The following is a 589-nucleotide window of genomic DNA, read 5'->3' on the forward strand; positions in this document are numbered from 1 at the left end:
ATAATGGCGTTGTGGCGGGATGGGAAGCTTTTTATTCGTCAACCCACGGTCGGCACCTGCAAGGCGCGTCCAAACAAAAAGCCCCGACCGAAGTCAGGGCTGTTTGTTTGAAGAGTCAGGGCTGTTTGTTTGAAGCTGGCGTCCCCACGGGGATTCGAACCCCGGTCGCCACCGTGAAAGGGTGATGTCCTAGGCCTCTAGACGATGGGGACGCGTTAAACCGAATTTTGGCTTCTGTCGGACGGCCTGTGTCCGRAGAAGTGGTGGAGCCAGGCGGGATCGAACCGCCGACCTCCTGCATGCCATGCAGGCGCTCTCCCAGCTGAGCTATGGCCCCRCGTTGATGCTGCGAGCCGCCTATCATAATGGCGTTGTGGCGGGATGGGAAGCTTTTTATTCGTCAACCCACGGTCGGCACCTGCAAGGCGCGTCCAAACAAAAAGCCCCGACCGAAGTCAGGGCTGTTTGTTTGAAGCTGGCGTCCCCACGGGGATTCGAACCCCGGTCGCCACCGTGAAAGGGTGATGTCCTAGGCCTCTAGACGATGGGGACGCGTTAAACCGAATTTTGGCTTCTGTCGGACGGCCTG

The 589-nt window shown here is 58.8% G+C and carries 3 tRNA genes; all 3 read right to left on the reverse strand.

Annotated elements, in window-relative coordinates:
* Positions 1 to 136: 136 nt before the first annotated feature.
* Positions 137 to 212, reverse strand: a tRNA-Glu gene (locus AC1DR7_RS20340).
* Positions 213 to 261: 49 nt separating this feature from the next.
* A tRNA-Ala gene (locus AC1DR7_RS20345) sits at positions 262 to 337 on the reverse strand.
* A gap of 139 nt (positions 338 to 476) precedes the next feature.
* Positions 477 to 552 (reverse strand) — tRNA-Glu (locus AC1DR7_RS20350).
* Positions 553 to 589: the final 37 nt, after the last annotated feature.

The organism is Stenotrophomonas sp. P5_A9, assembly GCF_056400525.1.